Raw genomic sequence first — 24765 nt, 5'->3', positions numbered from 1 at the left:
TCACCGGTAGCCATCAATGACTTCTGCTTCCCCGGCGCCCCGCGGCGTCTACCTGATCACCCCGGATGAACCCGATACCGCACGCCTGCTGGCGCGCACGGCGCCGCTGCTGGCCGCCGGTGCTACCTGGCTGCAGTACCGCAACAAGACCGCCAGCGATGCGCTGCGGCGGGAGCAAGCCACCGCCCTGCAGGCGCTGTGCGCCGCCCAGGGCGTGCCGCTCATCATCAACGACGACCCGGCGCTGGCCCGGGCCGTGGGCGCGGCCGGCGTGCACCTGGGCGGCACCGACAGCGATATCCCCAGCGCGCGTGCCCTGCTCGGCCCGGCCGCCATCATCGGCGCGTCCTGCTACGACCAGCTGGCCAATGCCGAAAAGGCCGTGGCCGCCGGTGCCAGCTACGTGGCCTTCGGCGCCTTCTTCCCCACCACCACCAAGGTCACCAGCAGCCGCGCCCACACCGACCTGCTGCGGCAAAGCGCCGCACTGGGTGTGCCGCGGGTGGCGATCGGTGGCCTGACGCCGGACAATGTCGGTCCCATCATCGATGCCGGCGCCGACCTGGTGGCCGTGGTCAGCGGCATCTACGCCGCACAGGACCCGGTCGCGACCCAGCGCGCCTTCCTCGCCCAGTTCGCGTAACGCCCAGGAAAGCCCCATGAACCACGACCAGTCCCACGCCCTGTTCTCCCGCGCCCAGCAGCTGCTGCCCGGTGGCGTCAATTCACCGGTGCGCGCGTTCAAGTCCGTCGGCGGCGAACCGTTCTTCGTCGAGCGCGCCGATGGCGCCTACCTGCATGACGTCGACGGCAACCGCTACATCGACTACGTCGGTTCCTGGGGCCCGATGATCGTCGGCCACAACCACCCGGCCGTGCGCCAGGCGGTGAAGAAGGCCATCGACAGCGGCCTGTCCTTCGGCGCGCCCTGTGCGGCCGAAGTGACCATGGCCGAGACCATCACCCGCCTGGTGCCGTCCTGCGAGATGGTGCGCATGGTCAACTCCGGTACCGAGGCCACGCTGTCGGCCATCCGCCTGGCCCGTGGCGCCACCGGCCGCAACCGCATCGTCAAGTTCGAAGGCTGCTACCACGGCCACGGCGACTCGTTCCTGGTCAAGGCCGGCAGCGGCATGCTGACCCTGGGCGTGCCGACCTCGCCGGGCGTACCGGCCGGCCTGAGCGAACTGACCCTGACCCTGCCCTACAACGACTTCGACGCCGCTACCGCGCTGTTCGAACAGCAGGGCAGCGACATCGCCGGCCTCATCATCGAACCGGTGGTGGGCAACGCCAACTGCATCCCGCCGCGCGAGGGCTACCTGCAGCACCTGCGCGACCTGTGCACCCAGCATGGTGCGCTGCTGATCTTCGACGAAGTGATGACCGGTTTCCGCGTGGCCCTCGGCGGTGCGCAGGCGCACTACGGCGTCACCCCGGACCTGAGCACCTTTGGCAAGATCATCGGCGGCGGCATGCCGGTGGGCGCCTACGGTGGCCGCCGCGACCTGATGCAGCAGATCGCCCCGGCCGGCCCGATCTACCAGGCCGGCACGCTGAGCGGCAATCCGGTGGCGATGGCTGCGGGCCTGGCGATGCTGGAACTGGTGTCGCAGCCGGGCTTCCACGCTGACCTGGCCGAGCGCACCGCGCGCCTGTGCGCAGGCCTGGAAGCGGCCGCCGCCGAAGCGGGCGTGGCCGTGACCACCACCTGCGTAGGCGCGATGTTCGGGCTGTTCTTCACCAGTGAAAAGGTGGAGACCTATGCGCAGGCCACCGCCTGCGACATTCCGGCGTTCAACCGCTTCTTCCACGCGATGCTGGAACAGGGCGTGTTCCTGGCACCGTCGGCCTACGAGGCCGGCTTCATGTCCAGCGCGCACGACGACGCGGTGATCGATACCACCCTGGCCGCTGCCCGCGTGGCGTTCAAGGCTGCCAAGGGCTGAGCCCACGCCCGGCCATGCCAACCTTGGTGGGCATGGCCGTGGCCAGGCATTGCATTGGTAGATGCCAACCTTGGTTGGCACGCGTGCAGTCGAGCATGGCTCGACTCTACCAACGGCATCAACCGAAGACGAAGCTGCCCTTCATCATCGCGAAGTGGCCGGGGAACGAGCAGAAGAAGGTGTAATCGCCGCCCTTCTGCAGGCCCTTGGTGGAGAAACGCACGCGCGTGGTTTCGCCGCCGCCGATCACCTTGGTGTGCGCCAGCACGCGCTTGTCGGCCTTGGGCAGGTAGCTGTCGGCCAGGGTCATGCGCATGCCGGCCATCGCCACCGGCTGGTAGTCGGCGGTGCGGGTCAGCACCCAGTTGTGGCCCATCGCCGTGGCGGCCAGCTTGCCGGTGTGGCGCAGGGTCAGGTCCACTTCGCTGCAGTCGGCGGCCACCTTGATCTGGCGCGTGCTGAAGCTCATCTGGTCGGTGCTGTCGATGCTCACCGCGCACACGCGCGCCGTCGCCGACGGCGCCAGCATCACCGCGCCCAGTCCCACTGCCACCATCCAAGCCTTCATCGTTGCGTCTCCTTCTGGTTCACCGGCCATTCTAGGCAGGGCCACCCGCCATCGTCTGCGACCGTCTGTCGCACGCACGCGGCAGGGTGTTCGCGCATCTGCGGCAATGGCATGCTCAGGCCATGCGGATCGACCTGTTGCTGCTGGATGTGGACGGCGTGCTGGTGCAGTACCAGCGCGCGCAGCGCGTGCTGCACCTGGCGCAGGCGCTGGATGTGCCGGCCGCGTCGGTACAGGCAGCACTGTATGAAAGCGGGCTGGAAACGGCGCATGACAGTGGCGCGCTCGATGCCACCGCCTATCTTGCACGCCTGGGCCAACAACTGGGGCGCACGGTGGATGCACGCACGTGGATTGCCGCGCGCCAGGCCGCCAGTCACCCGCAGGATGCGGTGCTGCAACGTCTGGAACACCTGCAGGTGCCGCTGGCGGTGCTGACCAACAACGGTGCGCTGATGGTGCAGGCACTGCCCAGCCTGTTGCCGGCGCTGTTCCCCGCACTGCACGGCCGGGTGTTCTGCAGTGCCGACTTCGGCCTGCGCAAACCGCAGCCGGCGGTGTTCCAGCGCGTGCTGGACGTGCTGCAGGTGGCGCCTGCACGCACCCTGTTCGTCGATGATCTGTTCGCCAACGTGCGCGGCGCACGCGCTGCCGGCCTTCACGCGGAAACGGTGCGCGACGGGCGCGGGCTGGGCAAGGTACTGAAGCGCTACGCGATCCTGTAGAGCCGAGCCCATGCTCGGCTGCTGTTGCCTGGCATCGCGATGAGCCGAGCATGGGCTCGGCTCTACAGGGGTTCGGCAGCATCGGGGTCAGAGCCCTCTCCGCAGGAGAGGGATCCGACCCCAGCGTCAGGATCAACGTGCGGCGACGAACGCGGCGATTGCGGCGTGCAGGCGCTTGAGGCCTTCGGCCACTTCTTCGTCGGTGATGTTCAGCGACGGCACGAAGCGCAGCACGTCCGGGCCGGCCTGCAGGGTCAGCAGGCCCTGGTCGGCGGCATGGTCGAGGATGGCACCGGCCTGGCCGGCGAAGGCCGGGCTCAGCACCGCGCCCAGCATCAGGCCACGGCCTCGCACGCCACTGAACACGCCGAACTCTTCACTGATGCGGGCAAAGCCATCGCGCAGCGCCTTCGACTGGCGGCTGACGTTGGCGGCGATCTCCGGCGAGGCCAGCTTGCGCAGGGCCACGCGGGCCACGGCAGCGGCCAGCGGGTTGCCACCGAAGGTGGTGCCGTGGGCGCCGAACTGCATGGTTTCGGCCACCTTCGGGCCGGCCAGCATCGCGCCGATCGGGAAGCCACCGCCCAGTGCCTTGGCCAGGGTGACCATGTCCGGCACCACGTCGTCCTGCCAGTGCGCGAACAGGGTGCCGGTGCGTCCCATGCCGGCCTGGATCTCGTCCAGCACCAGCAGGGCATCGTGCTGGTCGCACAGCTCGCGCACGCGCTTGAGGAAGCCGGACTTGGCCGGCATCACGCCGCCCTCGCCCTGCACCGGCTCGAGCATGACCGCGGCCACGTCGCCGGCGGCCATCGCGGTTTCCAGCTGCACTTCATCGTTGAAGTCGATGTAGCGGAAACCACCGGGCAGCGGCTCGTAGCCTTCCTGGTACTTCGGCTGGGCGGTGGCGGTCACCGCGCCCATGGTGCGGCCGTGGAAGCTGCCGCGGAAGGTGATGATGACGCGCTTGTCGGCCGGGCGACCCTTGCTGGAGGCCCACTTGCGGACCATCTTGATCGCCACTTCGTTGGCTTCGGCGCCGGAATTGCACAGGAACACACGCTCGGCGAAGCGGCTGGCCTGCACCAGTTCCTCGGCCAGGTGCAGCGGCGGCGCGCTGTAGAACACGTTGCTGGTGTGCCACAGCTTGCCGGCCTGCTCGACCAGCGCGGCCACCAGGTCCGGGTCGTTATGGCCCAGGCCACACACGGCAATGCCGGCGGCCAGGTCGATGAACTCGCGGCCCTGGCTGTCCCACACGCGGGCGCCCTGGCCTCGCTCCAGCACCACCTGGCGGGGCTTGTACACCGGCAGGTAGTAGTGCGACAGGGAGATCAACGGATCGGTAGCGGCGGTCATGGCAGTGGAGTGGGTTCAGGAACCCCCATTCTCGCCCCCCAGCCCCTGCGGCACAATGTGCGGATGCGCCCGTTTTCCGCCCCCCAGCTGAACCCCGCCACCGCTTCCGGCTGGCGCCGGACCTGGTTCGACATCATCTACCGCCACGACACCCGGCCGTCCCGCAATTTCGACCTGATCCTGGTGGTGGCCATCATCGCCAGCATCCTGGTGGTGATGATCGACAGCGTGCAGCACCTGCACGTGGCGTGGTCGGACTGGCTGTACGTCATCGAATGGGGCTTCACCGCCCTGTTCACGATCGAGTACCTGCTGCGGCTGGCGGTGGTGAAGCGGCCGCTGCGCTACGCGGTCAGCATCTGGGGCATCATCGACCTGCTGTCGATCCTGCCCGCCTATCTGTCGCTGTTCATCCCCGGCGCGCAGAGCCTGCTGGTGGTGCGCGCACTGCGCATGCTGCGGGTGTTCCGCATCCTCAAGCTGACCCGCTACATCGAGGAAAGCGGCGTCCTGCTGCAGTCGCTGTGGCGCAGCCGGCGCAAGATCCTGCTGTTCCTGTTCACGGTCATCACCATCACGATCATCGCCGGCACCCTGATGTACATCATCGAGGGCCCGGCGCATGGGTTCAGCAACATCCCGGCCAGCATGTACTGGGCGGTGGTGACCATGGCCACGGTCGGCTTCGGCGACATCGTGCCGCAGACCGTGCTGGGCCGCTTCGTCACCTCGGTGCTGATCCTGATCGGCTACAGCATCATCGCCGTGCCCACCGGCATCTACACCGCCGAGCTGGCCAGCACCATGCGCGAGGCCGACATGGCGGCGCGCCGGGATGCGCGAGGCTGCCCACACTGCGGGCTGGAAGGCCACGAACCCGACGCGCGCCATTGCCGCAGGTGCGGCAGTGCCCTGCCGGACACCTTCAACACGTAGATCCACGCCATCCTGAGCCAGTAGATCCACGCCATGCGTGGATGAGAACCTGCACAGTGCGGACCAACGGTCCGCACCCACCAGAGTCAGTAGATCCACGCCATGCGTGGATGCACCCGTCAGCGCATGCGGTTGCTGGTGGTCACCAGGTCGTTGTACGCATCCAGGATGTCCGACTGCGCGCCTTCCGGGGCGGAGGTGAGCCAGCTGCCGGAGGCCTTGCGCTCGGCGGCCAGGCCTTCGGCGCTGATCGGCTTGCCCTGCTCGATGCGTTCGATGCCACGGCCGGCCTTGCGGATCAGCATCTCGGCCGAGCGCTGCACATGGCCCCACATCGGGTCGTCCTTGCCGATGCCGGCGGCCTGCATTTCCTTCACCAGCGCCTCGTAATCCGCCAGGCGCGTGCGCAGCGCGGCGACGTCCGGCTTCTCATCCTGGAAGGCCACCGCAAGCTGCTTGCCTTCGCCCACCATGCGCAGGTGGTAATAGGCCATCGAGCGGCCTTCGCTCTTTTCGATCTGCTTCAACTGCGCGGCACGGCGGTCTTCCTCGTTCTTTTCCAGCGCCACGTCCAGTGCGTCGCTGGCCTTGAAGAACGCCGCATAGGCCTGCATCAGCGGTGCATGCTGGCTGCGCATGCCTTCGCCACCATCGCGACGGAACTCCTCGCGGGTGAAGTAGCCATCGGCCTGCTCGATCTTCGCGTACAAGGCCTGGAATGCCTGCTGATAGTCGCGCACCGACGCATCCATCGGCGTCGCCGGTGCCATCGCCAGGGCGTCGGTCAGCGGCTGGCCGCAGTACTCCACCCGGTGCGAAAGCACCTTGCCCGGCGAGCGCGGCTGCGCTTCCTTGCCGGTCGGGCCGGCCTCGACATCCTTGATCCAGCCGGTGTAGGTCTCGAAGCCCTCGTGAATGGGCTGCTCCACACCGTTGTAGCACTCGATGTAGGCATTGACCTTGGCCAGGCTGGGATCAGCCAGCGACAGGCCGGTGGAGTTGTTGCAGCCGGCCAGGCCGGCCACGGCGCCGAGCAGCAGCACCGGCAGTACACGTACAGAAGCGTTCACATCAGTTCCTTGCAGAAAAAAAAGAGCACCGCCTTATTGGCGGTTGCTCTGGAATACCAGTGAGTTGTATTCCTGCATCAGCTTACCCGGCGAGCCATGCGGTGCCATGGTGGTGTCCAGCATGCGCCGCTCGATATCGCTGTACGGGGTCTTCTCCGCGACGCGCTTGAGGCGCTCCTTGCTCTCGCGGCGGAAATTCTCGGCGGTGCGCTCGAAGCTGTTCCAGTCCAGCTTGCCCGGCTCCTGCTCAGCCACCTTGGCGTGGGCCTCGTCGGAGATCGCATTGAATGCATCCAGGCGCCGGCGCGCCTCGATCACGTCGAAGCTGTCTTCGGCCATCAGGTCCATCAGCGCCTTGGCATCGCGCATGATGGCCAGGCGATAGAAGTTGCGGGTACGGCCTTCCTGCGCTTCCACCTTGGCCAGCTGGGAGTCCTGCAGGCGGTCGTTCGCGACATCCAGCGCATCGCTGAACACACCGCTGGCCTCTACGAAGGTGCCGAATGCAGACATCAACGGCGCGTGCAGCGCCTTTCCGCGCGCGAAGCCATCGTCTTCGTAGTCGTCGCGCTGGTAGTAGTCGGCCGCTTCGTGGGTGATCGGCTGCAGTGCATGCAGTGCATCCAGGTAGCCCTGCGCAGCCTTGTCCAGCTCGGGCAGCGACGGCTGCGCGGCGATGGCTTCGGGCAGCGCCTTGTCGCAGAGCTTGAGGTCACCGGCGGTCAGGTCCGGCGGACCGATCGGGCGCTCCTCGCGACCGGTCGGGCCGGCCTCGGGGTCCTTCATCCAGACCGTGTACGGGCCGATGCCCGCGTGGATCTTGCGGTCCACATCGTTGTAGCACTCGATGTAGCCGTTGAGCTTGCCCATCAGGGCCTGGTCGCTGTCGGCCCCGGTGTCGGCGGCCGCCGTGTCGCCCTTGCCGGCGTTGGCGGCGGCATCGGCCGGGGCTGCAGGCTTGCCACCACAGGCAGCCAGGGCGAGGGAGAGCGAAGCAGCCAGGGTGGCCGCGCGGAGCATCGGTCGCATAGGGGTACGTCCTTGTTGAAAACGGTTCCAGTCGCACATTCTACCCAACCTTGGCCGTGGCCATCCTTGACCACTGCCTCAGAAGCACTCGCCGCCGATCAATCCAGGAACAGGTCCGGCAGCAGCGGCCGCGACGCGTCCACGGCGTAAGCGGACAGATCGGTCACGCCAGCTTCGGCCAGCACTTCGTCATCAATGAGGAAGCGGCCGTGGAAACCGGCGGCCTCGCGCACCAGCACCGCGTGTGCGGCGTCGGCCATGATCTGCGGCGTGCGGCAGCCGGCCGCATCCACGCCGGGGATCATGTTGATCGCATCGGTGGCGATGACGGTGCGCGGCCACAGCGCATTGACCGCCACGCCCTGCGGGCCGAATTCAGCGGCCAGGCCGAGGGTAACGAAGCTCATGCCCATCTTGGCCAGCGTGTAGCCGGTATGCGGGCCCCACCACTTTGGTTCCAGGCTGGGCGGCGGGGCCAGGGTGAGGATGTGCGGGTTGGGCGCCTGCAGCAGGTACGGCAGGCAGGCCTGCGCGCACAGGAAACTGCCGCGCGAATTGACCTGCTGCATCAGGTCGAACCGCTTCATCGGCGTATCCAGCGCGCCGCGCAGCCAGATCGCGCTGGCGTTGTTGATGAGGATGTCGATGCCACCGAAGGTATCCACCGTGGCAGCCACGGCAGCCTTCACCTGGTCCTCTTCGCGGATGTCGCACTTCAGCGCGAGGCCCTGGCCACCGGCCGCGGTCACCGCTTCGGCGGCGCTGTGGATGGTGCCCGGCAGCTTCGGGTTGGGCACCGACGACTTCGCGGCGATGGCCACGTTGGCGCCGTCGCGCGCCGCGCGCAGTGCGATGGCCAGGCCGATGCCACGCGAGGCACCGGTGATGAAAAGGGTTTTGCCCTGCAGACTGCCCACGTTCCACACTCCAGCGTATGCCATGAACCGCTAGTATGCCGCGCCGACGCGGAGTTCACCGCGCGTTGACGATACTGGCGCCCCGGTCACACGCACGAGGTATACGCCATGCGCCGTTCCCGCCTGCTGCTGCCTGCCCTGGGCCTGGGCCTGGCCCTGCTCACCGCCTGCCAGGGCCGTTCGCCTGAACCCGGCACCGAACCCGCCACGGGCGATGCGCCTGCCGCCAACAAGGCGGCCGATGGTTCACTGCGCTGGAGCGAGTCGGTGGTCTGGGATGGCGACCTCAATGCGTGCCGCCAGGGCGAGAACAACGCCACGCGCGCGTGCCTGGCTGAAACGATGAAGTCCGCCGGTGCGAGCGCCGATGCCGTCGCCGCTGCCGAGCAGCTGTCCACCGGCGGCGAGCTGGCCTACGTGACGGCCTGGCATGAACACGATGGCCTGGGCGTGGCTACGGTGGAATACCCGTTCCGCGCCAACACCAACGAAGGCACGCGACTGGTGGATGCCGCTGGCAAGCGCATCGATGTCGACGCGGTGCAGCTGGACGACACCCTGCGCGCCGATCCGGGCGTGCAGGCGGTGCTGGCCGCGCATCCGCAGGCCACGCCGTTCGCACCCGCACAGGCGGCCGGTACTGCACCGCTTGATGGCGGCGGCATCCGCCTGCTGTACCGCACGCCGCTGCGCGACTGCCATGCCTGCCCGGATGTCGGCCAGCTGCAGATCGGCTATGACTTCGATGGCAAGCGCAATTTCATCGGCCAGCAGGTGGTGCCGGCGGCGCCGTGATACCGGAACGTTGCGTGCCCGCCGGGCATGGCCCGGCGCTACCGAACCGGAGCGTGCCCTTGAGGTAGCGCCGGGCCATGCCCGGCGGCCTTGGTCTATTCCTGGTACAGAACGTCGAGGGCATCACCGCCGGCAAGACGCTGCACTTGGTCCAGCGTGTCCACGGCCATGACCGAGTACGTTACTTCCACACCGGAGTGCAGGCGTCCCTCAGCAGTGTGCTCGTCAGTCTCTACTGATATCAGCTTGCGGATTCCGGCGAATCGATAGAGGGACGGTCTACCGTCTTCACCCATCAGGCGGCCGCTCAGATCCTCATACTCGGAGGCCAGAGCCGTTGCATCCGCCAGCGCCTGCTCGTCGCTGTCCGCGCGGATCAGGTAGACGTTCTCATGCACCAGGAACGATTCCTGCCCCTCGCATTCGTAGTAGAAGATGGCGTGCGCGCAGTACCACATACATCACCTCGATCAATTGCATGCTGCTGAAATCAACGCGTGCGGGCCGCAAATGCTTCGATGCGAAGGCGGCTTTCGATGACGGACCTCACATACGATGCCCGCATGGTGCTGGAGGCCGCACAACCGGCGAGCACGGTCATCGCCTCTGCCCGCATCTCCTGCCCGCCGGTGAACGCGAACACGGAGAACGCGGGCTCGATATAGCCGGGATCATGCTGCGCGAATTCCCTTTGATCTTCGATGCTGAACAGGGTCGCGTAGTCAGCCCACTCGATGTAGCGCTTCCAGAAGGCAGGCGCACTCCACGGCCCGCAGGTTTCTTCAACCGACTGCAGAAGTTCGCGGAGCTGCCCAGCGCAGGCGTCGAAAAGATCGCCGCGCAGATCCGTGGCTGCGACATTCCCTGGATCAAGGGTCTGCCAACAGAAAACCATGAAGTCCGCAACAAAGCCCTCTTCACAGCCTTCGAAGAAACTGCTCCTGTACCAGGCAAGCGTTTTCGCAACATCAGCCGACTCATCAGAATCAATCATCGCCCCCACCTTTCCGGCGGCATCAATGCCTGCGCTGACCGGCAAACGCGACTCACCCGAACATCAACCATCGGGCAAGCTACCGAGCATGGAGGCTTGCCCACTCCCTGGATGCGCAACACCACTCAATCCGCCTCTTCAACTTTCGATACTCTCGAAATGATCGGTCGTTCAATGGACCCTACGCAAGCGCCATTCACCGCCCCATCAACGTAAACCCCCTGCACCATTGCAAAGTATATTCCCGGCTCGAGCACGTCCGAAGAATCCTCATATCTCACACCATCAAGGTCCACCGCCGCACATGCGATGAAATCAATGCGACGGAGAGCATCGGCTGACGGCCCAAGGACATCCCCACCTTCCTCTCCATGAAGAAGATAACCAAACACTGCAACGTTCCTGTTTCTGTAATCGACCGAGTTGGCGAGGAGCGCATGGATCGGAATCTGGCAGTACTGAACTCCCTCGTACGCACCTGTCAGATCCTGACACCGCCCTCCACCTTCAGCGGCAACCTGCGCAGTCGACTCAACGGCCCCCAACAGAAGGACCATTGGGAGCAGCCTATGGATCTTTTTCAAACCAACCAGCATGGATCACCTCATCCGGCGTTGAATTTTTTACAGCGCGTCTCCGCCTTGCCCGACTCTATTCCTGGTACAGAACCTCGATGGCATCGCCGCGGGGAAGACGCTGCACTTGGTCCAGCGTGTCCACGGCCACGACCGAGTAGGTGAGCTCAACGCCCGAGGGCAGCCCGCCGTCTCCGGCGTCATGATCTGCTGCGACGGATATCAGCTTGCGGATTCCGGCGATGGGCGCAGCGGTCAGGATACGGGACAGCGACGTTGCCGTGCATGCTGCCCTTGCAGGCAATCAACACTCCGCACAGCAGAACAGCCATGAACCAGACGCCCCCCTCACGCGATCTTCCTTGATGAGTCATCCAGCCATCGATGCACAGGCACCCCCTTCATCTATACAGCGTGCCTTCCCGAGTACACAAGATGATCAGTCGGTTTCTTGCTAGCCGAAATCAAAAAGGCATCAAGATAGTCCGGCACATACCAATCATCCCAAGGCGCAAGACCGTAGAAGGCATTTACAAACGCTTCCACGATACCCGAGCCTCGAACTTTGGCGCCGATGAATCCGCTCCTGCGCAGCGTCTCATAGGGGGCCGCTTCGACCACGCCACCAGCGTCACGAACATCGATCACCTTCCAACGACCTGAATCCAGCAGGTCGCGGGTTACAAAAAGTGCCGAAAACAAGCCATCCAATCCCAGCGAAGGAATATTTCCATCGGCCCAGGCACCTTTGAAATCAAACAGCGCAATCACCGCACTATTCAGAACGTGCGCCTCACGCCCGATCATTTGGCCAACACACGAATCGCCATCCTCAAGCGGAAGCAGAAAGACGCTTCCGATGTCCCACTTCTGCTTTGCACGGACTGACACCCCCTACCCCTCCTGGGCCGCGCGGCCCTGCCAGAATATGATTTGATTCACGCCGTCCCCTTGCGTCCGCATGCGCACCCGCACCATGCGGGGCGGCTCGACGCTTCGCAACACATCCCGTTTTCAGTCGTAAGCCTGCACCTGCCTGCGCAGCAGATGCGGCACGATCCATCGATGCACCGGCGCCACCGGCAGCATGTAGACCCGGCCAAACGCGTTGTGGGTATGCACCACGGTGGCCACTTCCAGCACGTCGCCCTGCCACTGCAGCGCAAGCTGCACGCGCAGGTGGCGGTCGTTGTCTTCCAGCACGATGGCATCCTCATCCAGCGACTGCAGGGTGAAGATGCCCAGACGCTGCCCCGCTCTCGGCGCGACGGTGTCCTGCACCGCGCGCAACGAGCCCAGGTCCTTCATGCCGAGCAGGCGCATGCCGCGGTTGCGCAGCGCCATCAGGCCATCGAACCAGCCGGGGATGGTCGCGGCCATATCGCGGTAGGCCTGCAGCGCGCTGCGGCCATCGCGCCGGGTGCGAGCCTGGCAGGCGTGCACGAAGCCGGCACCAGGCAGCTGCGCGCGCAGCACGCTGCCCACGCTCGGCGGCGCGGTCACCACCTGCGATGGACTCACGGCTTCGGCCCCTGCCCTTCGTTGTCTTCCCAATGCAGGATGCGGCGGGTGACGAAGCGATAGACCGGCTTGCCAGTGGCGAACCACAGCTCGCGCACCCACGAGGTGCGCTTGAGCACGCGCTTCTCCACCGGGGTGAGCGACTCGCGGCAGTACATGCGCTTGTGCTTGAGCAGGTGGCGCAGGTCTTCGCGGGCGAGCAGGCGCATCCAGCGCGAGCGCGGGTGGCCGATCACCGCCAGCTGGAAGTCGATCAGCGCCGGGCGGCCGTCCTCGGTCACCAGCCAGTTGGCCTCCTTGGCCAGGTCGTTGTGGGCCACACCCCGCCGGTGCAGTTGCTGGAGCAGCCGGCGCGCAGCACGGAACCAGGCGAGATCACCCCGCGGCGGGCGCTGGTACATGGCATCGCCGGCCATGAAGCTGCGGTCGAGGTGGCGGCCATCCCAGTCCAGCAGCTGCGGCACGTCGGCCATGCCGTGGATATGCCGCAGCGCGCGTGCTTCGCGGCGGGCCAGCCACCACGCCGGCACGCGCAGCCACAGCGGCGTTGCGCCCAGGTCGCGGCGCACGAAGGGGCCCTGCGGCCCCTGCACGAGCAGGATGCGGCCGAAGCTGTCGGCCTTCAGGGCATGCGTTGGAGCGTCGGTCGAGTGCGGCATGCGCCCATTCTAGGCGATGGCGCTGGTTGCAAACGGTCACCAAGCCGCTGGGAACCAGTCACCTTCACGCCTCTATAATCGGGCAATGGACTCTTCATGGATCGACGCCACCCTCGCGTGGATTGCCGCCCATCCCGTACTCGCGGGCGCGGTTATTTTTCTGATCGCCTTCTGCGATGCGGTCATCATTCTCGGTGCCATCGTGCCGGCGCTGCCCCTGCTGTTCGCAGTGGGCGTGTTCATCGGCCTGGGGCAGATCTCCGGGCCGTATGCGGTGGCGGCGGCAGCGCTGGGTGCGTTTGCCGGTGATGGCATCAGCTATTGGATCGGCCGCCGCTGGGGCGACCGCCTGCGTGGGGTCTGGCCGTTCAGCCGCTACCCGCAGCTGCTGGACCGCGGCGAGAACCTGTTCCGCCGCAACGCCTTCAAGAGCATCCTGATCGCGCGCTATGTCGGCGCCATCCGGCCGTTCGTGCCGGCCATCGCCGGCATGCTGAAGATGCCGGCCAGCCGCTACGTGCAGGCCAGCGGCATCGCCAGCCTGTCCTGGGCGGTGCTGTTCCTGGCCCCGGGCTGGATCCTGGGCGAGGCGTATGACGCGGTTGCCGCTGTTGCTGGACGCCTGGTGGTGGTGGTCGGCCTGCTGATGGTCATCCTCGGCCTGGTCTGGGCCATCGTGCTGTACGGCTACCGCTGGTCGGCCGCGCGCATGGACCACTGGCTGGCGCGCCTGCTGGACTGGTCCAACCGCCACCCCACGCTGGGCCGCTACACGGTGGGCGTGCTCGACCCCAAGCGCCGTGAATCGGTACCGCTGGCGATGCTGGCGCTGATGCTGCTGTTGCTGGGCTGGGGCTGGTTCGCGCTGCTGACCGTGGTGGTCGCCCACGGCGAACCGCTGGCCATCGACCTGCTGGTGCACCAGGCCATGCTGGCCCTGCGCAACCCGCTGGCCGACTACCCGATGGCGGCCCTGGCCTCGCTCGGCGCTTGGCAGGTGCTGATGCCGGCCACCGCCGCGGCCATGGGCTACCTGGTGTGGCGCCGGCGCTGGATGGCCGCCGCGCACTGGCTGGCCGCACTGGCCTTCGGCCTGGCACTGACCAAGCTGCTGGGCACCACCGTGGACGTGGTGCGCCCGGTCGATGCCAGCAGCGGCTTCGGCTTCCCCTCGGTGTCGGTGACCATGGCCACCATCACCTTCGGCTTCTTCGCCGTGCTGATCGCCCGCGAGATGCCCGGCCGTACCCGCGTCTGGCCGTACCTCGTCTCGGGCATCGTGGTCAGCCTGATCGGCTTCTCGCGCCTTTACCTGGGCGCGCACTGGCTGAGCGACGTCATCGGCGGGATGCTGTTCGGCACGTTCTGGCTGCTGGTGCTGGGCATCGCCTACCGCCGCCGCTTCAACCGCTCGTTCTGGGTGAAGCCGGTGGCGTGGCTGTTCTACGGCGTCTTCGCGGTCGCGGCGATGTGGTACGCGCCGCGCAACATCCCGGTGAAGCTGGAACGCTTCGAACCGACCCTGCCGGCACCCACTGCGATCGACATGCAGGCCTGGTGGCAGCATGACTGGGCCAAGCTGCCGGCGCGCCGCAACGAGTTCGACGATGACCAGCGCTGGCCGTTGGATGTGCAGGTGGCCGGCCCGCTGGCGCCGCTGCAGGCACAGCTGCAGGCGCGCGGCTGGACCGTGCAGGCGCAGGCCGGCTGGGAAGAAGCGCTGCTGATGCTGGACAAGAACACCGGCGCCGACGAACTGCCGGTGCTGCCGGCCACGCTGGAAACGCGCGTGGAAGCCCTGCTGATGGTGCGCCAGGGGGCAAGGCCGGATGAGCGTTACGTGCTGCGCCTGTGGCAGGCACCGGGCCAGCTGCAGCCGGGCGACGTGCCGCTGTGGCTGGGCAGTGCGCAGACCCTGCGCTACGAGCGCCACTTCGAGTGGATCGGGATGTGGCATCCGGTGCGTGGCATCGACCCCGCGTTCAATGCGGTGAAGGACGCCGTGCAGGGCATGCCGCAGCACGAGGACGTGCATGCCGAGACCGGGTTGCCGGTGCTGCGGTTGAAGACGCAGCCGTGATGGATCCGCCGGGCATGGCCCGGCGCTACCGGAACGCGGAGGGGTAGCGCCGGGCCATGCCCGGCGGCGTAGATCCACGCCATGCGTGGATGGCTGTTACGGCATCCAGCCCAGCAACTGCTGCAGGCGCTGGTGCGGGTCGTCCATCTGCAGCAGCTGCAGGCGCTGCTGCTCGCCCAGCGGCAGCAGTTCGGCCAGCCGCCAGCCGACCCAGCTGGCCTGGTCCAGCAGCGCCGGGTTCGCCGGCGCATACGCCTCGCCGGCCTGCTCGATGATGTGCCCCAGCACCGTGGCCAGCAGCGCGTGCTGCGGCTTGAGTTCGTCATCGGGGTCTTCTTCGCACCAGCGCACATCGGCCACGACCAGGCCGTTGTCGCGCACGCGGGTACGCTCGACATGGAAGCGCCGGGTGCCGCGCAGCCGCAGCTGCAGCACGCCATCGGCGCCGACATCGAAATCCTCGATGCGCACCTGCACGCCGTAGGCGGCCGGGGTGGCCGGCTCCCCCACTTCCTGCCCTTCCAGGATCAGGCAGACACCGAAGCCCTCGCCGCTGCGGCCGGTGTCGCGCACCAGGTCGAGGTAGCGGCGCTCGAACACGCGCAGGCCAACCGCCGCGCCGGGCACCAGCGTGGTGTGCAGCGGGAACAGCGGCAGCGAAACGTCGGTACTCATTGGGCCTGCAGGGCGGCGAGGAAGCGGCGCGGAGCGCCATCGAAGCCACCGTTGGACATGAACACCACATGGTCACCGCTGCGCGCGCTGGACTGCAGCTGCGCCAGCAGCGCGTCGGTGTCCGGCACGGCATGGGCCTGGCCACGCACGGCGGCGATCACCGCTGCGGCATCCCAGGCCAGTTCCGGCCGGTGCAGGAACACCACTTCGTCGGCCAGCGCCAGCGACGGCGCCAGCGCCTGCGCGTGCGCACCCAGCCGCATCGAATTGCTGCGCGGCTCCATGGCCACCACGATGCGCGCGTCGCCGACCTTGGCACGCAGGCCTTCGAGCGTGGTCGCGATCGCCGTGGGGTGGTGGGCGAAATCATCGTAGACGGTGATGCCGTCGTGGCTGCCGATCACTTCCATGCGGCGCTTGACGCTGCGGAAGCGCGCCAGCGCGGGGATCACCTCAGCGGGGGCCACGCCCACCGCATGTGCGGCGGCCAGTGCGGCCAGGCCGTTGAGCACGTTGTGGCGGCCCAGCAGTGACCAGTGCACATCGCCCAGCGCTTGCCCACGGTGATGCACGCGGAACGCGCTGCCATCGGCGGCCAGCAGCTCGGCATGCCATTCCAGCGCCGGGTCGAAACCGAAGCGCTCGACCGGGGTCCAGCAGCCCATCTGCAGCACCTTGGCCAGGTGCGCGTCCTCGCCATTGACGATCAGGCGGCCGCGCGCGGGCACCGTGCGCACCAGGTGGTGGAACTGGCGCTCGATGGCCTCCACGTCCGGGAAGATGTCGGCGTGGTCGTATTCGAGGTTGTTGAGGATGGCCACCAGCGGCCGGTAGTGCACGAACTTGCTGCGCTTGTCGAAGAAGGCGGTGTCGTACTCATCGGCCTCGACCACGAACTCGCGCCCCTGGCCCAGGCGTGCGGAGACGCCGAAATCCTCGGCCACGCCACCGATCAGGAAGCCCGGCGAGCGCCCGGCGCTTTCCAGCAGCCAGGTGAGGATGGTGGTGGTGGTGGTCTTGCCGTGGGTGCCGGCCACGGCCAGCGTGTCGCGGCCCGGCAGAACCTGCTCGGACAGCCACTGCGCGCCGGAAATGTAGCGCTGGCCGGCATCGAGCACGGCTTCCACGGCCGGGTTGCCGCGCGACAGGGCGTTGCCGATCACCACCTCGGCGGTGCCCGGCGGCACGCTGTCGGCGCGGTAGCCCTGGTCCAGGGCGATGCCCAGCTGCTCCAGCTGGGTGGACATCGGCGGATAGATGGCCTGGTCGCTGCCGCTGACCGTGTGGCCCAGTTCCCGTGCCAGGGCGGCCACGCCACCCATGAAGGTGCCGGCGATTGCAAGGATATGTACGCTGCTCATGACCGGGGATTGTGACCGATCACGGCTGTATAGGGCCATTGTCTGCAATGGGGTCAGACAAGTCCTACACCGGTTGTGAGAAAACTCCAATCGTCTGTCAGGGAATTCCCGATAGCGCAGGTATGTGAACCCGTACACAATTCAGGAAGCCAGCCGTAGTACCCGAACCGGTCCTACTCCCCAAGAGGCCATCCCCAAGGGAGCTCATGCTGCGGAGCCCTGAGCAAGCTCATCGCTGGCACCTATGAAACGAAACAGGCCTGGTCCGCAAGGACCAGGCCTGTTTCGTCGTGGCTGCACGGTGGCCGGCACCGGGCCGGCCGACCGCCATCAGCCCTTGATCGCTGCCAGGATGCGGGCTTCGATCTCGTCCAGGTCACCGACGCCATCGACGCGGGCCAGGGTGCCACGGCCGGCGTAGAAGTCGACCACCGGGGCGGTCTGGTCGTTGTAGACCTGCAGGCGCTGGCGCACCGCTTCCGGGTTGTCGTCGGCGCGGCCCTGTTCCTGGGCGCGGCCGGCGATGCGCTCGACCAGCAGCTCGGTGGCCACGTCCAGCTGCACCACGGCGTCCAGCGGCTGGCCGATCTTGGCCAGCAGGCCGTCCATCGCATTGGCCTGGGCCACATTGCGCGGGTAGCCGTCCAGGATGAAGCCCTTGGCGACATCGGCCTGGGTCAGGCGCGACTCCAGCATGCCCAGCAGGATGTCGTCGGACACCAGGTTGCCGGCATCCATCACCGCCTTGGCCTGCTTGCCCAGCTCCGAGCCCGCGGCGATTTCCGCGCGCAGCATGTCACCGGTCGAAATATGGGCGATGCCCAGCTTTTCCTTCAGGCGCGTCGCCTGCGTCCCCTTGCCCGAACCGGGCGGTCCCAACAGAACCAATCGCATTGACCTGACTCCAACGTGTTGAAAACAAAGAAAGTTCGCGCCCCGGACGGACCGGTATCGCTGCACCGCAATAGCGCCACTTTAGCGCATACGGGTAATGTCACTGCAATGTCCCCCTCACCGAGCAGGTAGAAGCATGCGCAACGGTACCCTCCTCTACGCCCAGTCCGGCGGCGTCACGGCGGTCATCAACGCCACCGCAGCGGCGGTCATCGAGCAGGCCCGGGCCAAGGGCATCAAGGTCCTGGCCGCCCGCAACGGCATCCTCGGCGCCCTGCGCGAGGAGCTGATCGACACCAGCAAGGAGAGTGCCGCCGCCATCCGCGCCCTGGCCCATACCCCGGGCGGCGCCTTCGGGTCGTGCCGGGTCAAGCTGAAATCGCTGGAGGCCGACCGGGCCCGTTACGACCGCCTGCTGGAGGTGCTGCGCGCCCACGACGTGCGCTGGTTCCTCTACAACGGCGGCAACGACTCGGCCGACACCGCGCTGAAGGTCTCGCTGCTGGCCAAGGCCTCCGGCTACGACCTGACCTGCATCGGCGTGCCCAAGACCATCGACAACGACCTGGCCGTGACCGACACCTGCCCGGGCTTCGGCTCGGCGGCCAAGTACACCGCGGTTTCCGTGCGCGAGGCCGCGCTGGACGTGGCGGCGATGGCCGAGACCTCCACCCGCGTCTTCATCTACGAAGCGATGGGCCGCCATGCCGGCTGGCTGGCCGCCGCCGCGGGCCTGGCCGGCAACGGCGAGGACGAGGCCCCACACATCATCCTGCTGCCCGAGCGTGCCTATGACGAGGCCACCTTCCTGGCCAAGGTCAAGGCCGTGGTCGAGCGCGTCGGCTACTGCGTGGTGGTGGCCTCCGAAGGCATCGCCACCGCCGACGGCCGCTTCGTCGCCGATGCCGGTGGTGGCAAGGACTCTTTCGGCCACTCGCAGCTGGGCGGCGTCGCCGCGCACCTGGCGGGCCGGGTCAAGGACCAGCTGGGCCTGAAGGTGCACTGGGCCCTGCCCGATTACCTGCAGCGCTCGGCCCGGCACCTGGCCAGCAAGACCGACTGGGAACAGGCGCAGGCGGTGGGCAAGGCGGCCGTGCAGCTGGCACTGAAGGGCCAGAACGGGGTGATGCCAGTGATCGTGCGCAGCAGCGATGCGCCCTACCGCTGGAAGATCGAGGCCGCGCCGCTGGCGAAGATCGCCAACCACGAGAAGAAGATGCCCGCCAGCTTCATCCGCCGCGATGGTTTCGGCATCACCGCCAAGGCGCGCGCCTATCTGTCGCCGCTGATCAAGGGCGAAGCCCCCCTGCCCTATGGCAGCGACGGCCTGCCGAAGTACGTCACCCTCAAGAACGTGGCGGTGAAGCAGAAGCTGGCCGCCTTCGAAGGTTGATCCACGTCACAACTTGCAGCCAAGGGCTCTTTCCAGCGGAAAGGGCCCTTGATGGTTGGATTGCGGCGATCTGAGAAGCAGCCCACAATCGGGGCCCGGCCCGGGGCAAGGGGCCGATGCGTGCCAACCCGTCTGTCGCCCGCTCCTGCGGGCGCGTAGTGCCACACCACAAGGACTGTATCCATGAAGCGCCAGACCTTCCTCGCCGTGCTGCTGTGCACGGCTGCCGCGCCCGCGTTCGCCGCGACCTGCGAAGCCAACTTCCAGAAGAAGGGCAACCCCTTCACCGGCACCACCTTCACTTCGTCGGTCAGCCACCCGGACCTGAGCGTGGCCAGCGCCATCGGCCAGATGCGGGTCATCGCCAAGAACGCCAACATGGACGTGCTGAGCGAGGACATCGAAGGCGGTTCGATGCTGATCGAAGAACCGGAGAGCATGGCGCACAAGCCGATCCCGATGATCATCAGCGCCACCTCCGAAGGCGGCCAGGGCACCGTTGCCATGGTGGTGAAGGTCAACAAGGGGGCCATCGCCTCGGCTGACGGCGTCCGTACCGAGATGTGCAAGCTGCTCAACCAGGTCAAGCCGGGCAAGGCCGGTGACCAGGCTGCCAAGGCCACGCCGCAGGCATCGGCAGTGACCATTGCCGCCGACCGCTTCGGCTTCCAGCTGCGCAACCAGAACAAGGACAACCCCGCTGCGATCGAGCCGCGCTACAAGGGCAAGACCTACGTCATCACCGGCCGCATCGCCTCGGTGCTGAAGAGCGGTGGCACCTACAACACCACCTTCGACCTGCCCAGCGATGGCAGCATCGATTTCGAGCGCGTGGCCATCTCCTGCTCGTTCGCTGCCAACCAGACCGCTTATGCGCTGTCCCTGCGCCCTCGCGAGAAGGTGACGCTGACCGGCGTGGTCGACAACTACGACCAGATCGGCCGCGTGCTGTGGCTGAAGGACTGCCGCGGCAACTGACCACCGCCGGCATGGCATGGCCGAAGGCCCGGGTGCGCAAGTGCCCGGGCCTTCTGTTTGCGGCCCGGTTCACGCCTGCGGCACGTCACGGGCGCGAAGATGCGGTCCTGCGCAAGGAGAAACAGCATGACCCTGCATGTGGTCCGTCTTGGCAGCCCGCGCACGCCCGGTGAGGGCCTGCGCATCGGCACGGTGCGGCGGCCGCCACGTGGCGTGGCACGCCGCGAATTCGCCCGGCAGGACTGGTATGACGTCTGGTTTCCGACCCTGGCCCCCAGCCCCGAGCTGGTGAAACAGGCCCACGGGGCGACCACTGCGGCGGACTGGAATGCCTTCTTCCGCCACTACAAGGCCGAAATGAAGGCGCCCGATGCGGCGCACGCACTGGATCTGCTGGCGGCGCTGTCGCAGCACAGCGACATCGCCGTGGGGTGCTACTGCGAAGACGAGGCGCACTGCCACCGCACGGCATTGCGCGAGCTGCTGGTTGCGCGCGGGGCGAAGCTGGCCGGGGAGTAGATCCACGCCATGCGTGGATGAAGCATGGGTGCCGACACCGGTGCCGACCAACGGTCGGCACCCACCGACACTTCACCAACGGTCGGCACCCATCTGTATCAATTACAGGCCTTGCCTTCCACCTGCAGCTGCGCGGCGAACATCGTCACCTGCGGGATCTTGCCGGCGGCGGCCTGCTTCTTTGCCTCTTCCAGGTAGATGCGCGACTGCCCCTGGCCATCCAGCGCCTGGGTGTTGTTGACCGGCAGGCGCCACACCCGCACCACGGCCTGCTGTGCCGGGCAGGCGGCATTCGGCACGCGGATCACGTCGTTGAGCTTCCAGCCCTTGTCGGCACTGGGCTGTGCCTTGGCGTAATCAACGAAGCGGGCACGCGGCTGGCACTGTTCGCTGGTACGCACAGCGGAGAAGCGATACGGCTCGGCGGCCTGGCCGGTGAACACGCCTTCCAGCCGCGCGCAGGCCTCGGGAATCTGCCGCAGGGTGTGCACGGCGCCCACCGCCTGCGGGGCGCCCACCGCCCGCTGCAGTTCAGGCGTTTCCGCAGCCAGCGCGGGCATGGCCGGCACCAGGGCGGCAAGCATCAGCACGGACAGGCGCATGGGGAATCTCCGTCAGGACTGTGCGCAGGCTTGCAGAGCGTGGCTTAACGGGGTGCAAAGGACGGGGGCAGGTGGATCGCTACTCATGCCGCTGCGCTCGCCGGGCGCGGCCCGGCGCTACCATCCGGGCGCGGAGCGACGCATACTGCGGACACCAGGGAATGCTGAACACCGCCATACGTCGGACGACCGTTCCGGTCGGCACGGGTTGGTTCCAGGCTGCAACCCGTCGTCCCCCTCGTGGTGCCGTTCATCGCCACTGGATGCTCACCATCCATTCTGCGGAGGGGTCTGATGCTGGAACGTCATGGGCTGTCACTGGCGCTGGGCTGCGCCATTCTCGCGATCCTCTACGGGATCATCTCGGCGCGCTGGATCCTGCGCCAACCCACCGGCAATGAACGCATGATCGCGATCGCCACCGCGATCCAGGAAGGCGCGCGTGCCTACCTCAACCGCCAGTACCTGACCATCGGCGTGGCCGGCGTGGTGCTGTTCGTGCTGGTCGGCGTGTTCCTCAGCTGGTACACCGCCATTGGTTTCGCCGTCGGTGCGGTCCTGTCCGGCGCGGCCGGCTACATCGGCATGAATGTCTCGGTCCGCGCCAACGTGCGCACCGCCGAGGCCGCACGCAACGGCATCAGCGCGGCGATGGACGTGGCCTTCCGCGGCGGCGCCATCACCGGCATGCTGGTGGTCGGCCTGGGCCTGCTGGGCGTGGCCGGTTACTACGCACTGCTGCTGCGCATGGGCCTGCCGATGGAACAGGCGCTGCACGCGCTGGTCGGCCTGGCCTTCGGTTCTTCGCTCATCTCGATCTTCGCGCGCCTGGGTGGCGGCATCTTCACCAAGGGCGCTGACGTCGGCGCTGACCTGGTGGGCAAGGTGGAAGCCGGTATTCCCGAGGACGACCCGCGCAACCCGGCAGTGATCGCCGACAACGTTGGTGACAATGTCGGCGACTGCGCCGGCATGGCTGCCGACCTGTTCGAGACCTACGCGGTCACCGTCATCGCCACGATGCTGCTGGGCAGCCTGATGCTGAGCGAAGCCGGTGCCAATGCGGTGCTTTACCCGCTGGTGCTGGGCGGGGTGTCGATCATCGCTTCGATCATCGGCGCACTGTTCGTCAAGGTGAAGCCGGGCGGCTCGATCATGGGCGCGCTGTACAAGGGCGTGATCGTCTCCGGCGTGCTGGCCGCCATCGCGTTCTACCCGATCACCACCGGGCTGATGAACGACAACGTGCATGGCCCGATGGCGCTGTATGGCTGCGCACTGATCGGCCTGGTGCTGACCGGCCTGATCGTGTGGATCACCGAGTACTACACCGGCACGCAGTACAAGCCGGTGCAGCACGTGGCGCAGGCCTCGACCACCGGCCACGGCACCAACATCATCGCCGGCCTCGGCATTTCGATGAAGTCCACCGCCCTGCCCGTGGTAGCCGTGTGTGCGGCGATCTGGGGCGCCTATGCGCTGGCCGGCCTGTACGGCATCGCCATCGCCGCCACCGCGATGCTGTCGATGGCCGGCATGATCGTGGCCCTGGATGCCTACGGACCGATCACCGACAACGCCGGCGGCATCGCCGAGATGGCTGAGCTGCCCTCGGACATCCGCGACATCACCGACCCGCTCGATGCGGTGGGCAACACCACCAAGGCGGTGACCAAGGGCTATGCGATCGGTTCGGCGGCGCTGGCCGCGCTGGTGCTGTTTGCCGATTACACCCACAACCTGCAGGCGGCCAACCCCGGCCAGGAATTCCGCTTCGACCTCAGCGACCACACGGTGATCATCGGCCTGCTGATCGGCGGCCTGATTCCCTACCTGTTCGGTGCGATGGCGATGGAAGCCGTCGGCCGCGCGGCCGGTGCGGTGGTGGAGGAAGTGCGCCGCCAGTTCCGCGAGATCCCCGGCATCATGCAGGGCGCCGCCAAGCCGCAGTACGACAGGGCCGTGGACATGCTGACCCGCTCGGCCATCCGCGAAATGATCGTTCCTTCGCTGCTGCCGGTGGCCGTGCCGGTGGTGGTGGGCCTGCTGCTGGGACCGCGCGCACTGGGCGGCCTGCTGATCGGCACGATCGTCACCGGCCTGTTCGTGGCCATTTCGATGACCACCGGCGGCGGTGCCTGGGACAACGCCAAGAAGTACATCGAGGATGGCCACTTCGGCGGCAAGGGCAGCGAGGCGCACAAGGCCGCGGTGACCGGCGACACCGTCGGTGACCCGTACAAGGACACCGCCGGCCCGGCCATCAATCCGCTGATCAAGATCATCAACATCGTGGCGCTGCTGCTGGTGCCGCTGCTGTAACGCCCGAGCGGCTGACGGCCATGTCAATGGCCGTCAGCCATCGCCCCGACGCAATCGCGCATTACCTCGTAAGGAATTCTTCCTCCGCGAGGCAGTGGCTCATTGAACGGATCCTCGTCGTCAGCGGTGGCCAGAAGCACCTGCAATGGGACATTGGAAGGCATGGGAATCGCGCAGATCAATGTGCGGACTTCATACTCCCCCCGTCCATTTTTCGGATCGATTCCCTCCGCGCTCCCAGCGACCGCCCAATGACAGCTTTGAACGCTCCCATCGACAGCGCGCACTACACAGCGCAAGTAGACGGGACGGTAGTTGCCATAGCCACTACCGCAAAGTGCATCGCTGCAGGCATCGTCGAATCCGGATTCCCAGCGCCTCTCAAATTCTGCAAACGCAGCAACTCCAGCACCTTTGACCGGGTAATCACGCGCGTCAACGTATACGGGCGCCGAGCGAGCACCCACCGGCAAGCAGAGACATATGCTCAACACGGCATAGATTAGCCGGCTCATAGGAACCTCCCCGGAATACACTCCTTGCTGAGACTCCACAAGGACCGATTGATTCCGGGCAAAGGAATATGAAGTGGATCTTCAACGAACATCGCATTTGCGAACTCAACTGCCCCGACCTGCTCTGGCAGGGGAATTCTGCATTCCGTAACAATCGTCGACGAATGCGTGTCGCCAGAATCCTCATCCAACTCGATGTGCATGGCAACAAGCACCCAATAGCATTCACCAATGAGGCCTGTACGGCGGTTTGCCGAGCACTGGAAATGGACAGGTCGGTAATGTCCCGCCCAATTTACACATACTTCCCGCGTGCACGTTCTTTCGAA

At 66.8% G+C, this 24765-nt stretch carries 25 protein-coding genes; 10 read left to right on the top strand and 15 right to left on the bottom strand.

The annotated features are described in order from the left end of the window. Window positions 1-16: 16 nt before the first annotated feature. Both thiE and hemL read left to right on the top strand, forming a co-directional pair. On the top strand, window positions 17-643 hold the full coding sequence (gene thiE / locus C1926_RS20095) for a thiamine phosphate synthase (protein ID WP_108760431.1): 627 nt from the start codon (window positions 17-19) through the stop codon (window positions 641-643). Between the two features lie 16 nt (window positions 644-659). Beyond that, window positions 660-1949: a glutamate-1-semialdehyde 2,1-aminomutase gene (gene hemL / locus C1926_RS20090; RefSeq protein ID WP_108760430.1), complete on the top strand. Its 1290-nt coding sequence runs from the start codon at window positions 660-662 to the stop codon at window positions 1947-1949. 118 nt (window positions 1950-2067) lie between these two features. On the opposite strand, the gene azu is transcribed toward hemL, so the two are convergent. Further along, window positions 2068-2517, bottom strand: a complete 450-nt coding sequence (gene azu, locus C1926_RS20085) for an azurin (protein ID WP_108760429.1) — start codon at window positions 2515-2517, stop codon at window positions 2068-2070. A gap of 122 nt (window positions 2518-2639) precedes the next feature. Between azu and C1926_RS20080 the strand changes: the two genes are divergently transcribed. Next, the gene (locus C1926_RS20080) at window positions 2640-3242 is read left to right on the top strand and encodes an HAD-IA family hydrolase (protein ID WP_108760428.1); all 603 of its coding nucleotides are present in this window, start codon (window positions 2640-2642) and stop codon (window positions 3240-3242) included. A 132-nt stretch (window positions 3243-3374) separates the two neighbouring features. Here C1926_RS20080 and C1926_RS20075 read toward each other — a convergent pair whose 3' ends face one another. Continuing rightward, entirely contained in the window at window positions 3375-4601 is a 1227-nt protein-coding gene (locus tag C1926_RS20075) for an acetylornithine transaminase (RefSeq protein WP_079223099.1), read from the bottom strand. Between the two features lie 63 nt (window positions 4602-4664). On the opposite strand from C1926_RS20075, the gene C1926_RS20070 reads away from it, so the two are divergent. After that, window positions 4665-5537 carry an ion transporter gene (locus tag C1926_RS20070; RefSeq protein WP_108760427.1) on the top strand — a complete coding sequence of 291 codons (873 nt, stop codon included), beginning with the start codon at window positions 4665-4667 and terminating at the stop codon, window positions 5535-5537. Window positions 5538-5656: 119 nt separating this feature from the next. Here C1926_RS20070 and C1926_RS20065 read toward each other — a convergent pair whose 3' ends face one another. From C1926_RS20065 to C1926_RS20055, 3 genes are all read right to left on the bottom strand, one after another. Further along, on the bottom strand, window positions 5657-6607 hold the full coding sequence (locus C1926_RS20065; protein ID WP_108760426.1) for a YiiG family protein: 951 nt from the start codon (window positions 6605-6607) through the stop codon (window positions 5657-5659). 33 nt (window positions 6608-6640) lie between these two features. Further along, window positions 6641-7636 carry a YiiG family protein gene (locus C1926_RS20060; protein ID WP_254057342.1) on the bottom strand — a complete coding sequence of 332 codons (996 nt, stop codon included), beginning with the start codon at window positions 7634-7636 and terminating at the stop codon, window positions 6641-6643. A gap of 98 nt (window positions 7637-7734) precedes the next feature. After that, the gene (locus C1926_RS20055; RefSeq protein ID WP_079223103.1) at window positions 7735-8577 is read right to left on the bottom strand and encodes an NAD(P)-dependent oxidoreductase; all 843 of its coding nucleotides are present in this window, start codon (window positions 8575-8577) and stop codon (window positions 7735-7737) included. A gap of 84 nt (window positions 8578-8661) precedes the next feature. Here C1926_RS20055 and C1926_RS20050 point away from each other — a divergent pair, with 84 nt between their 5' ends. Further along, window positions 8662-9348, top strand: a complete 687-nt coding sequence (locus tag C1926_RS20050; protein WP_108760424.1) for a hypothetical protein — start codon at window positions 8662-8664, stop codon at window positions 9346-9348. A gap of 95 nt (window positions 9349-9443) precedes the next feature. On the opposite strand, the gene C1926_RS20045 is transcribed toward C1926_RS20050, so the two are convergent. The 6 genes from C1926_RS20045 to C1926_RS20025 all read right to left on the bottom strand — a co-directional run bounded on the left by C1926_RS20045 (window position 9444) and on the right by C1926_RS20025 (window position 13097). Further along, window positions 9444-9806: a DUF4288 domain-containing protein gene (locus C1926_RS20045; RefSeq protein WP_108760423.1), complete on the bottom strand. Its 363-nt coding sequence runs from the start codon at window positions 9804-9806 to the stop codon at window positions 9444-9446. 32 nt (window positions 9807-9838) lie between these two features. Further along, window positions 9839-10342 (bottom strand): hypothetical protein, encoded by a 504-nt coding sequence (locus tag C1926_RS20040; RefSeq protein ID WP_108760422.1) that lies wholly within the window; start codon window positions 10340-10342, stop codon window positions 9839-9841. Between the two features lie 125 nt (window positions 10343-10467). Beyond that, complete coding sequence (locus tag C1926_RS21640) at window positions 10468-10938, bottom strand: hypothetical protein (RefSeq protein ID WP_159095167.1); 471 nt, start codon at window positions 10936-10938, stop codon at window positions 10468-10470. Between the two features lie 384 nt (window positions 10939-11322). Next, window positions 11323-11808, bottom strand: a complete 486-nt coding sequence (locus tag C1926_RS21635; protein ID WP_159095166.1) for a hypothetical protein — start codon at window positions 11806-11808, stop codon at window positions 11323-11325. A 123-nt stretch (window positions 11809-11931) separates the two neighbouring features. Then, window positions 11932-12438, bottom strand: a complete 507-nt coding sequence (locus C1926_RS20030) for a DUF2867 domain-containing protein (protein WP_108760421.1) — start codon at window positions 12436-12438, stop codon at window positions 11932-11934. Next, a complete protein-coding gene (locus C1926_RS20025) occupies window positions 12435-13097 on the bottom strand; it encodes a serine/threonine-protein kinase (protein WP_079223107.1) in 663 nt (220 codons plus the stop codon). The genes C1926_RS20030 and C1926_RS20025 overlap by 4 nt, the downstream gene beginning before the upstream one ends. 85 nt (window positions 13098-13182) lie before the next feature. Here C1926_RS20025 and C1926_RS20020 point away from each other — a divergent pair, with 85 nt between their 5' ends. Then, window positions 13183-15177, top strand: coding sequence for a bifunctional DedA family/phosphatase PAP2 family protein (locus tag C1926_RS20020; protein ID WP_108760420.1), 1995 nt, complete (start codon window positions 13183-13185; stop codon window positions 15175-15177). A gap of 96 nt (window positions 15178-15273) precedes the next feature. On the opposite strand, the gene C1926_RS20015 is transcribed toward C1926_RS20020, so the two are convergent. From C1926_RS20015 to C1926_RS20005, 3 genes are all read right to left on the bottom strand, one after another. Next, the gene (locus C1926_RS20015) at window positions 15274-15852 is read right to left on the bottom strand and encodes an LON peptidase substrate-binding domain-containing protein (RefSeq protein ID WP_079223110.1); all 579 of its coding nucleotides are present in this window, start codon (window positions 15850-15852) and stop codon (window positions 15274-15276) included. Further along, window positions 15849-17213: a UDP-N-acetylmuramate:L-alanyl-gamma-D-glutamyl-meso-diaminopimelate ligase gene (mpl, locus tag C1926_RS20010; RefSeq protein ID WP_108760419.1), complete on the bottom strand. Its 1365-nt coding sequence runs from the start codon at window positions 17211-17213 to the stop codon at window positions 15849-15851. Before mpl ends, C1926_RS20015 begins: the two co-directional genes overlap by 4 nt. Window positions 17214-17543: 330 nt before the next feature. After that, complete coding sequence (locus C1926_RS20005; protein WP_079223114.1) at window positions 17544-18107, bottom strand: adenylate kinase; 564 nt, start codon at window positions 18105-18107, stop codon at window positions 17544-17546. 136 nt (window positions 18108-18243) lie between these two features. Here C1926_RS20005 and C1926_RS20000 point away from each other — a divergent pair, with 136 nt between their 5' ends. The 3 genes from C1926_RS20000 to C1926_RS19990 all read left to right on the top strand — a co-directional run bounded on the left by C1926_RS20000 (window position 18244) and on the right by C1926_RS19990 (window position 20997). Then, window positions 18244-19500 (top strand): 6-phosphofructokinase, encoded by a 1257-nt coding sequence (locus tag C1926_RS20000; protein ID WP_108760418.1) that lies wholly within the window; start codon window positions 18244-18246, stop codon window positions 19498-19500. 183 nt (window positions 19501-19683) lie between these two features. Then, window positions 19684-20478: a hypothetical protein gene (locus tag C1926_RS19995; RefSeq protein WP_079223118.1), complete on the top strand. Its 795-nt coding sequence runs from the start codon at window positions 19684-19686 to the stop codon at window positions 20476-20478. 126 nt (window positions 20479-20604) lie between these two features. After that, window positions 20605-20997 carry a DUF488 family protein gene (locus C1926_RS19990; RefSeq protein ID WP_108760417.1) on the top strand — a complete coding sequence of 131 codons (393 nt, stop codon included), beginning with the start codon at window positions 20605-20607 and terminating at the stop codon, window positions 20995-20997. A gap of 98 nt (window positions 20998-21095) precedes the next feature. Here the strand turns inward: C1926_RS19990 and C1926_RS19985 are convergent, their stop codons facing one another. After that, window positions 21096-21599: a hypothetical protein gene (locus tag C1926_RS19985; RefSeq protein ID WP_108760416.1), complete on the bottom strand. Its 504-nt coding sequence runs from the start codon at window positions 21597-21599 to the stop codon at window positions 21096-21098. Window positions 21600-21893: 294 nt separating this feature from the next. Between C1926_RS19985 and C1926_RS19980 the strand changes: the two genes are divergently transcribed. Next, on the top strand, window positions 21894-23921 hold the full coding sequence (locus C1926_RS19980) for a sodium-translocating pyrophosphatase (protein ID WP_108760415.1): 2028 nt from the start codon (window positions 21894-21896) through the stop codon (window positions 23919-23921). Window positions 23922-24765: the final 844 nt, after the last annotated feature.

Source organism: Stenotrophomonas sp. ZAC14A_NAIMI4_1 (assembly GCF_003086915.1).
Classification (GTDB): Bacteria; Pseudomonadota; Gammaproteobacteria; order Xanthomonadales; family Xanthomonadaceae; genus Stenotrophomonas.
Note: the sequence above shows the minus strand (reverse complement) of the source record. Positions and strands in the feature narration are given on the sequence as shown.

Bases quoted from the DNA above. Each gene is read 5' to 3' on its own strand.
- C1926_RS19990 (WP_108760417.1), top strand. From the start codon at position 20,605: ATGACCCTGCATGTGGTCCGTCTTGGCAGCCCGCGCACGCCCGGTGAG.
- C1926_RS19995 (WP_079223118.1), top strand. From the start codon at position 19,684: ATGAAGCGCCAGACCTTCCTCGCCGTGCTGCTGTGCACGGCTGCCGCG.
- C1926_RS20025 (WP_079223107.1), bottom strand. From the start codon at position 13,097: ATGCCGCACTCGACCGACGCTCCAACGCATGCCCTGAAGGCCGACAGC.
- C1926_RS19980 (WP_108760415.1), top strand. From the start codon at position 21,894: ATGCTGGAACGTCATGGGCTGTCACTGGCGCTGGGCTGCGCCATTCTC.
- mpl (WP_108760419.1), bottom strand. From the start codon at position 17,213: ATGAGCAGCGTACATATCCTTGCAATCGCCGGCACCTTCATGGGTGGC.
- C1926_RS20060 (WP_254057342.1), bottom strand. From the start codon at position 7,636: ATGCGACCGATGCTCCGCGCGGCCACCCTGGCTGCTTCGCTCTCCCTC.
- C1926_RS20015 (WP_079223110.1), bottom strand. From the start codon at position 15,852: ATGAGTACCGACGTTTCGCTGCCGCTGTTCCCGCTGCACACCACGCTG.
- C1926_RS20070 (WP_108760427.1), top strand. From the start codon at position 4,665: ATGCGCCCGTTTTCCGCCCCCCAGCTGAACCCCGCCACCGCTTCCGGC.
- C1926_RS20020 (WP_108760420.1), top strand. From the start codon at position 13,183: ATGGACTCTTCATGGATCGACGCCACCCTCGCGTGGATTGCCGCCCAT.
- C1926_RS20080 (WP_108760428.1), top strand. From the start codon at position 2,640: ATGCGGATCGACCTGTTGCTGCTGGATGTGGACGGCGTGCTGGTGCAG.
- C1926_RS20045 (WP_108760423.1), bottom strand. From the start codon at position 9,806: ATGTGGTACTGCGCGCACGCCATCTTCTACTACGAATGCGAGGGGCAG.
- C1926_RS20055 (WP_079223103.1), bottom strand. From the start codon at position 8,577: ATGGCATACGCTGGAGTGTGGAACGTGGGCAGTCTGCAGGGCAAAACC.
- C1926_RS20040 (WP_108760422.1), bottom strand. From the start codon at position 10,342: ATGATTGATTCTGATGAGTCGGCTGATGTTGCGAAAACGCTTGCCTGG.
- thiE (WP_108760431.1), top strand. From the start codon at position 17: ATGACTTCTGCTTCCCCGGCGCCCCGCGGCGTCTACCTGATCACCCCG.
- C1926_RS20075 (WP_079223099.1), bottom strand. From the start codon at position 4,601: ATGACCGCCGCTACCGATCCGTTGATCTCCCTGTCGCACTACTACCTG.
- azu (WP_108760429.1), bottom strand. From the start codon at position 2,517: ATGAAGGCTTGGATGGTGGCAGTGGGACTGGGCGCGGTGATGCTGGCG.
- hemL (WP_108760430.1), top strand. From the start codon at position 660: ATGAACCACGACCAGTCCCACGCCCTGTTCTCCCGCGCCCAGCAGCTG.
- C1926_RS19985 (WP_108760416.1), bottom strand. From the start codon at position 21,599: ATGCGCCTGTCCGTGCTGATGCTTGCCGCCCTGGTGCCGGCCATGCCC.
- C1926_RS20005 (WP_079223114.1), bottom strand. From the start codon at position 18,107: ATGCGATTGGTTCTGTTGGGACCGCCCGGTTCGGGCAAGGGGACGCAG.
- C1926_RS20050 (WP_108760424.1), top strand. From the start codon at position 8,662: ATGCGCCGTTCCCGCCTGCTGCTGCCTGCCCTGGGCCTGGGCCTGGCC.
- C1926_RS20000 (WP_108760418.1), top strand. From the start codon at position 18,244: ATGCGCAACGGTACCCTCCTCTACGCCCAGTCCGGCGGCGTCACGGCG.
- C1926_RS21640 (WP_159095167.1), bottom strand. From the start codon at position 10,938: ATGCTGGTTGGTTTGAAAAAGATCCATAGGCTGCTCCCAATGGTCCTT.